Origin of the sequence: Raineya orbicola (assembly GCF_002843425.1) — a bacterium.
GTDB lineage: Bacteria > Bacteroidota > Bacteroidia > Cytophagales > Thermonemataceae > Raineya > Raineya orbicola.
In genome coordinates this window covers 1-8,444 of record NZ_NKXO01000063.1, presented here as the reverse complement: position 1 = coordinate 8,444, position 8,444 = coordinate 1, and the positions used below count along the sequence as shown (strand labels likewise).

Here is an 8,444-nt window from a genome sequence, read left to right as displayed (position 1 = left end):
AGAGGTAATTGACTCATATGATTAAATATTTAAAAAGTACAACTCAAAGTTAATCATTTTTTCAATTACCCTAAGTTTTTTTATTTAAATCCCTTGAAAACAATAAGTTAGACTTATAATTCACGTTAAAGTAAGAAAAAACATTTTGCCCGTTAGCTAATTGAGCTACTGCTCGCGTATCAATAAGATTACGAATTTGGTTGTAGAAAATATTACAATCTATGCTCCACGTTTTCTTTTCAAAGTATGTGCCGAGATTGTAATTAAAGGAACTTTCGGGTTTGAGCGGCGTAGAAAAATCTGCTCCTTCTCTTACAAAAACGATTTGTCCTTGTTCTTGGAGCAAACGTATTTTATTTTCGGCAACATTGTAGCCAAAAACTGCGTAGCCTACTGCACTATTTGTAAAATCAAAATATAACTGACGTAAGTCGGGAGCCTTGTATCCGTAGCCCAATGAGCTTTTCAGAAACCAATTATCTTTGAGCTGGTAATTAATGGCTAATTTAGGGCTACATTGCGATTGATATTGCAAATGATGGTCATACCGAAAACCTGCTAAAAAATTCCATTTATTTTTCCAAAACCATTCGTACTGAGCTAATAAATATTGAGCTTGTAAAGTGGCTTTTTGGGAAAAATAAGTTCTTTCCAAAGTTTCGTAAGTAAGTCCTATACCTGTGGTGAGAGTATTTTGCCCCACCCTCCAATGAGAGCGAACTTCAGGACGTATAAACCACTGATTGTAAAAGTTTTGCTCAAAAAGTTGATTCTGTGAATTATTGAGGTACTCATCAAAACGAAAATTTGTGCCATAGAAATCATAATTCATTCTCCATTTATCATTAATTTTCTGCTCTACAAGTAAGCTATGATTCCATTCTTGGCTTTTGGTTTCACCTTTCATTCTTTCGTTTGCAATAATAGCCTTATAATCTTGACTTTGCGAATAAAAACGATTATTGAAAGTAAGTTGCCACTGGGGGGCAATATTGATTTGAATTTTGGGTTGTAGAGTAATGTTTTGGAAAGGTTCAACGGTTTGCAAATAATCATTATTGCTCAGATTGTAGCCTTTTGAGGCAAAATAATTAGCAAATAAATCCAGACCCATTTTCTTTTTTCCTATTTGTAAAGTAGCAGAAGCATCGTGCGTGGCAAAACTTGCGATTCTGTAACTGCAACCTCCTTTGAAAATACTATCCGTATGAATTTTTTTAGTAATGATATTGACTACCCCCGCCAATGCTTCTGATCCGTATAACGATGAAGATGCCCCTTTGACAATCTCAATACGTTCTATATTATGAAGCGTAATGCGAGAAAGATCAAGTGTGCCTGCACGACGCCCCACGAGGGGTTGTCCGTCTATCAGAATCATTGTATAAGCGGCATCTAATCCTTGCAGTTGTATGCCTTCCCCGCCTCCAAAATCAGGAATAGTGAGCAAACCTGTTTGCTCTTGAATAATTTCATTGAGCCTACTGAGAGCCGTCAGCTGAATAGTTTTTGCAGAAACAATTTGTGTAGGTAGCGGCAAAGAGGCTATTATGCGTTCTGTACGCGTAGCTGTAACTACAATTTGCTCAATTTCGGTTTCCTTTTTTTGCAAAGTGTCTGATTGTTGAGCAATTACAGGCATAATAACCCCTATCCAGCTAGTTGCTATTAAGTATAATTTAGCATAGCTTTTTCTCATTGTTGCTGTGATTTTCTTACTTCAAAAAAGGTATCAATTAGGCGATTGATTTCGTCTTGGGTAGCGGTATTTTTCAAAGCAAACAGATGCATAAATAAAGGTTTATCATCTACACGTTTTTTTAACTTGATATACTGATTTTGAGCTAATTCGCTATCCCATTTTCTACGAATTTTTGTCCAAAGTTCCTGATTTTCTTTCCACCACTTCTGAGCTAGTGCACAGCGGTTATCATCTACTTTGGTATAGGTATCTATGCCTTTTTCTTGGGCTAATACGTAATCATTTCCTTTGGTATCACGAATAATTTTATCATTATCTTGTTCGTGTAGCCAGCCGTAATGAGTAATTTCATGACGATTACGACGTTTCAGCAGGTTGTAGTCATTTCTTTTGGTGAACTCTCGGCGAGGTAAAGGTGCGTAGGCAGTACTCTCCCAGTAATGTCTGCCGTCTTTATGTATCCAGGAGCCTGTTCCTTCGTAGCGAGGGCTATCATCTACCTGATATACTTTCTGTGCCCATTGTCCTCTGACTTGCGATTTAGGTAAAATAATTTTTTGCCAGTCTTCAAAACCATTGTATTGTAAAAACTCTCTGTTCTCATAAATCCAATCTTGACGCCAATGCTTCACAATTCCTGTATCTCCAACAATAAGAATATGTTGCAAAACTATCTTACGAGGACTTTCTTCTACTATTTGCACCCATTCCAAAGCTTTTTCGTGGTATTGTGCAGAAGGTTTATAGGTAGAAGCATCTTTGGGAAAGGCAAATGTTTCCGCAAAATTGAACTTTACTTCATAGCAACCGCACATCTGTTTGATGGCATTTCTATCTTCTTTGGGCTGAGCCATTAGCCAAGGCTCTATTCCACAAAACATACCTAATGCGATGAGTATTTTTTTCATATTCTCAAAGTTTATTTAGACTAATTCTAAAAATTTGTTTGCAAAGAAAAGCATTATTTAGAAGTAGTCCAAATAAAAACCAATATTTTTTACTCTGATTTTTTTATTTTCAAAATCCCCTTTTCAGGGGGTAAAACAAGTGTCTTTTATGAAGTATTTTTGAGAGGATATATTTTGTTTCAGGAGCGTTTTTAAATTTTTGGAACAGAATTTGATTACTTTTTTGGAGAATTAAGAATAAAAAGATATACTTTAATATTTTTGAAAGTTTCTATATTATGAAAAACTTATTACTAATTGTTTCTTTCTTTTGTGTTCAGATTGCTCTATCCCAAACTATTACGGTAGGTACGGTTAGCCCACTTACGCTTTGTGCAGGTGATCCTATTCTAGTCCCTTACACACGTACGGGTACGTTTAGTTCGGGAAATGTATTCACAGCTCAACTTTCTGATGCTTCGGGGAGTTTTACAAGTCCTGTCAATATCGGTACACTCATAGGTACAGGCAGTGGAACAATAGCCGCTACTATTCCTATGGGAACTCCTAATGGCACAAATTATCGTGTTCGTGTGGTAAGTTCTAGTCCTGCGGTAGTAAGTAGTAATGTAAGTGCCGCTATCACCGTAACTACTACTACGGGCAATCCTGCGGTATTTGGAAATGGAGAGTGGATTGCTTATGTATTTGAAGGAAACATATTTGGAACAGCTACTTACAAAGGCTTTTATACACATACAAGTATAAGCTTTAATTCAACATCTCGCTGGGCTAGTACAAATACACCTTCTAATGCAAACGCTACAGGAGGAAATGCCTATACTGGCTGTGTAGTAGGAATAGACTTTCATTCAGTAAGCTACAAAAGAACAAACTTTGCCTGTGCGTACTATCAAGTAGATATTACTCATACCGATTATTATGAGATGATTGTAGATGGCGTAGTAGTAGCCTCTAATACGGGAGGTACTACACGTACCAATCGTTGGAGGGGTATTTTAGGGGCAGGTTCACAAGTAGAATTTCGTTGGTATGATGATAGCACTCCTAATAGTAGCAGCAGTTTTGCAGCAACTTTCACAGCTCTTTCAGGTAATGATATGATAGTTACTCCTGTTCCTCCCATTTGTGCGAGTACCTCTGCGACAATCAATTTAGTTAATTCAGCTACCAACCAAACGATTGATTTCCGCCTTCCTGCCCAAGCTGGTAATTATACTTTTACTTGGTCAGGACCTCCGGGTTTTACAACCAATCCATCAGGTACGACACTAACAACAGCTCCCGGTGCCACAGGCGTTTATACGGTTACCGCTACACATAGTTCGGGTTGTACAGTAACAGGGAGCGTAACCGTTTCACTCGCTCCTCCTCCTACTGTAACCGTAACCCCTGCAAGTCCTACAATCTGTATAGGCGAATCAGTAACACTTACAGCTACAGGGGCTACTACTTACACTTGGTCGCCTGCAACAGGCTTAAGTGCTACTACGGGAGCAACTGTTATTGCTTCCCCTACTACTACCACCACCTATACCGTTACAGGTTCAGACGGCTGTACTTCCAATAGTACCACCGTAACCGTAAATGTAATTCCAAATCCCACTGACCCTGGTACTTTTGGTAACGGACATTGGTTCGTAGCTTGCTATCAAGGCAATAATTTTCAAAGATATTTTGGGTATTACACCGAAAATAATTTAAGTTTCAATACTACCACACGTTGGGCACAAAACTCAACTCCCTCTTCTGCTAATGGAACAACAGGCTTACCTTATACGAGTCCTGTAGGTTGCAATATTCCATTAGATAACCACTCTTACACCTACCGCCGAACTAATTTTGCTTGTGCTTACTACCGTATCAGAGTTTTACAAAACGACGATTACGCCTATTTGTATATCAATGGTAATTTAGTTTGGCAAAGATTGACTGCCTCCAATACTAATGTAACCGCTTGGGAAGGTTTTTTAGGTCCTACGTCTACTGTGGAAATTAGAGCGAGAGAATTTGGGGGAAATTCCCGACTAATTGTTGATGTGATTGATATTTCTTCCACTCTTGCTCCTATTACTTCTCCTTTGGCAGTTACGATTTGTCAAGGTTCATCAACCAATATAACCACTAATGGACAACCCGTTCAGGCATTTTACAATACTGATGGTTCTTTTAATTCATTTGGAGCAAACTCTAATGTTATTTGGACACAAGTTACAGGAACCCCCGGTGATTTTACGATTACGCCAAGTGGTACAAATGCAACGGTTACCGCTAATGTAACCCCTACTCCTAATCCTGCAACAATTAGAGCTACTTTTACAGACCCTCTTTCGGGGTGCAGTATTAGTAGAGATGTTGCTATCACTGTTAATCCCTTACCTACTACATCAGTTTCTGCTACCAATCTTACTATATGTCTAGGAGAAAGCACTACGCTTACGGCATCGGGAGCTAATACTTACACTTGGTCGCCTGCATCAGGATTGAGCAGTACCACAGGACATATCGTTACAGCTTCGCCTACAACTACAACTACTTATACGGTTTCAGGAAGTAACAACTGTGCTACCGTAAATGCTACTATTACCATTACGGTCATCAATCCGGGACTTACAGGTTCAGAATTCGGTACAAATGAGTGGATTGCTCATTGCTATAATGGGGCAATTATCACTAATCCGAGTAGTGCTGTGTATAGAGGGTACTATACAGAAAAAAGTATCAGTTTCAACTCTCAAACACGTTGGGCTCAAAATCAGAACCCAACACTTGCCACCGCTCTGCCTGATGGCTCTTTGGGCTATAATGGTTGTTCTGTAAGCAATGATAATCACTCTGTGGTATGGAAACGAACTAATTTCCCTTGTGGTTATTATTATATCAGTGTTGGCAGAGATGATAGATACGAACTTTTGATAAATGGCAGTTTAGTAGCAAGTAGTACAACGGCGGGTTTCACCCCTAATGTTTGGTCAGGACTTCTGACTAGTACCTCAACAGTTGAGTTTAGAGTGCAAGAAGGTACAGGCAATTCTTACGGGCAATTGAGTATAGGATTTGCTTTGGGTTCGGCAACTACTACTATTTGGACAGGTTTCATCGATAGCGATTGGTTCAACCCTTTGAATTGGTGCCCTGTCGTGCCCACTCAAAACATTGATGCTATCATTCCTGGAGGAGCTATTACGAATTTCCCTATCATTAACGCTAATGGTGCAGAAACCCGAGATATACTTATTGCTCCTGGTGCTACCCTTACGATCAATAATGGGTTTTCCTTGAATGTTCACGGCAACTACCAACAAGATGGTAATTTAGTGGCTAATACTAATACAATTGTTCGTATGCTTCACAACGGCACCCCTACATCGGCTACTATGCAAGTAACAGGAACAGGTAATTTCTTTAATCTGCTGATAAATAAACTTGCTCATCAAGTTACCTTACTTTCAGGAATTCAGGTAAATAATCAGCTTACTTTGGATAATGGCGAGCTGAACCTCAATAACAACACTATCACTATTCAAAATCCTTCCGTTGGGGCAATTGTGCGTAATAACAATGCTTACATTCGCAGTGAAACCAATGCCGCTACCAACAATAGCCGTATTTGTTGGAATACAAGTACAAATACAGGAGCGTATGTCTTTCCCTTTGGTGTTTCTGCTTCTGAGTACATTCCTGTTACGTTTAATAAACTTACAAACACAAATACTACGATTTGCATTGCTACACGTGCCACAGGTTCTGATAATACTCCTTGGGCGGCAGGTGTAACCAATGTATCAGGCATTTCGGGGGCTACAGCTATCAATGATGTAATTGATAGATGGTGGAATATTACTTCAAGTGTTAATCCGCTACCTGCTCCTGGTGCGAATGTTACTTTTAGATACAGAGGTGTAGAAAATACACTTGCTCCTGCTCAAACCGATAATATTGCCGCTCAACATTGGAACGGCACAGATTGGGACGCCCCTTATATGAACTCCTCACCTGCGGTTACGACAGGGATAGGCAGTGTTACAGCTATCGGTCTGATGAATTTCTCACCTTTTGTGTTGGTACGTGAAATTCGTCCTTTGCCTGTACGCCTGATAGATTTCACTGCCGAAGCTAAAAATTCTTTTGTTACTTTACGTTGGCGTATTGCTCAGAAGGTGAATAATGAAACCCATATTATTGAACGCTCTGCCAATGGTATTATTTTTGAGCCTATTGGTATAGTAAAGTCTGAAAACCAAGATAACTTTGAATGGATTGATAAACTGCCTTTACAAGGTGTTTCGTACTATCGCCTGAAACGCACTGATGTGCAAGGCGGTGTAGAATATTCGCAAATTCGGGCGATAAATTTAATAGACGCCTTTGCCGAAGGAATGTTTGTAATTCCGAATCCCAGCAATGGAGAGGCTGTTTTAATTACTCTACAAAGTACTCCTTTTGAAAATGGCAAACTCACCATTACTGATGCTTTGGGGAGAATAATATTTGAGCAAATTATCAGAACGAACGAATTGGGTAGAGTTGATACACAACTGCATAATCTTTTAAGTAAAGGCATATACATTGCCCAAATTCAAACTGAAAGGAAAATTTACCAGCAGAAAGTTGTAATAAAGTAAAAATTCAAAGGAAGTTTCCACTGAAACTTCCTTTTTTGTTACCTTTGCAGATGTTATGATTTCATCGCAAAAGTACATATAACAATTTATGACTAATCAAACTCTTTCTGTTATCATACCTGCTTACAATGAAGCCAAAACCATAGAGTTTATTTTGGATAAAGTAAGAACGGTACATTTGATAAATGATATTTCAAAAGAAATTATTGTGGTAAATGATTGTTCCAAAGATAATACGGAGGAAGTTATCTTAAATTATCAGAAAAAATACCCCGAATGTAATATTCAATATTTCAGGCACGAGAAAAACCAAGGTAAAGGGGCGGCTTTGCGAACAGGTATCCAAAAAGCAACGGGCGATTTTCTTGTCATACAAGATGCTGATTTGGAGTACGACCCACGCGAATACAATTTGCTTTTACAACCTATTGTAGAGGGTTTTGCTGATGTTGTGTATGGTAGTAGATTTATGGGGGGGAATCCGCATAGAATTCTATTTTTTTGGCATTCCATTGGTAATAAATTTCTGACTTTTCTTTCCAATATGTTCACGAATCTCAATCTTACAGATATGGAAACTTGTTACAAAATGTTCAAAACTCCTATTATACAGAGCATTCAGTTGCGAGAAAATCGTTTCGGTTTTGAACCCGAAGTAACCGCCAAGATAGCACGTATTCCAAATATTTGTATTTATGAGGTAGGTATTTCGTATTACGGCAGAACCTACGCCGAAGGGAAAAAAATCAATTGGAAAGATGGTTTTAGAGCAATTTATTGTATCTTGAAATATGGTATGTTAAAATTAACGTGAGTTATGCTGTGATTTCTTTGTAAAGTAAAATTGTGTCATTATTCTTGTAGAAGTTTTTGATAGAGGGTTTTCTATCTAAAAGGGTATAGGCGACTATACCCGTCCATACATAGATTCATCAGAAATTTTTTAGGACTTCTATGCTTTTAATGTTCTATTTTTCAACATTTTTTGCCCGTTTGTTTTTCTACAGGGTGTGCTTGCAATAATTAGGGGGTAATCTCTTTCAAAAAATTATCCCACTGATACAAAAATTTATATTAACTTTACGTGAGTTAAGCGGCAATATCTTGAAAAAGTTCAAAATTTGTAAGTAGATTTTTTTCTTGAAAATCTCTAATAGTGGGCTTTTTATCTAGGAATTTGTAGGCAATAATTCCAGACCACAAATTGAC

Annotated in this window: 4 protein-coding genes; 2 read left to right on the top strand and 2 right to left on the bottom strand. The window is 38.2% G+C overall.

Going from position 1 to position 8,444, the window contains the following annotated elements:
- Positions 1-70: 70 nt before the first annotated feature.
- Together Rain11_RS13185 and Rain11_RS13180 are read right to left on the bottom strand one after the other, a co-directional pair.
- A complete protein-coding gene (locus Rain11_RS13185) occupies positions 71-1,699 on the bottom strand; it encodes a TonB-dependent receptor plug domain-containing protein (protein ID WP_101359838.1) in 1,629 nt (542 codons plus the stop codon).
- Positions 1,696-2,610, bottom strand: a complete 915-nt coding sequence (locus Rain11_RS13180) for a DUF6607 family protein (RefSeq protein WP_101359837.1) — start codon at positions 2,608-2,610, stop codon at positions 1,696-1,698. Before Rain11_RS13180 ends, Rain11_RS13185 begins: the two co-directional genes overlap by 4 nt.
- Before the next feature lie 278 nt (positions 2,611-2,888).
- Between Rain11_RS13180 and Rain11_RS13175 the strand changes: the two genes are divergently transcribed.
- Both Rain11_RS13175 and Rain11_RS13170 read left to right on the top strand, forming a co-directional pair.
- Positions 2,889-7,235: a T9SS type A sorting domain-containing protein gene (locus tag Rain11_RS13175; RefSeq protein WP_101359836.1), complete on the top strand. Its 4,347-nt coding sequence runs from the start codon at positions 2,889-2,891 to the stop codon at positions 7,233-7,235.
- A gap of 88 nt (positions 7,236-7,323) precedes the next feature.
- Positions 7,324-8,049, top strand: a complete 726-nt coding sequence (locus tag Rain11_RS13170; protein ID WP_101359835.1) for a glycosyltransferase family 2 protein — start codon at positions 7,324-7,326, stop codon at positions 8,047-8,049.
- Positions 8,050-8,444 lie beyond the last annotated feature (395 nt).